Here is a 372-nt window from a genome sequence, read left to right as displayed (position 1 = left end):
AGATTGGGTGTGCTTGCGTTTTCTACATTCAGCCAGTCGTTTTGGGAGGCGTTGATTCTTCTTCCCTCAAATCTGTTTCCGAATGTCAGAATATTTCCTTCATTTTCTACCTGCTCGCCGGTATTATTGGTTTTGTAGTTAACTACCCACTGACTTTTCTGGCCGAAAAACATTGGCGTTAATTTAACATTCCACAGCAGAGGACTTCCTCCCACTCCAACTTCGCCTCTACCGGTCATGGTAACAGAGTTTTTCAGCTTGATGTTGATGGCAGCCTGATCTGAAGGCACTTTGTCCTGAAGGATTTTTACAGGCTGATGGTTCTCCAGAACCTCAACTTTTTGTACCGCATCTTTTGGAAGAGAATTATTG

Annotated in this window: 1 protein-coding gene; it reads right to left on the bottom strand. The window is 43.5% G+C overall.

Translation table 11 applies throughout. The features are described from left to right. Positions 1 to 372 (bottom strand): hypothetical protein (locus tag ACR9ZK_RS21725; RefSeq protein WP_481344035.1); only part of this gene is annotated, 372 nt, incomplete at both ends.

It is taken from the genome of Monashia sp. HAY1-5C (assembly GCF_056755255.1).
The sequence above is the reverse complement of the archived record's forward strand: the minus strand, read 5'-3'. Positions and strand labels throughout refer to the sequence as shown.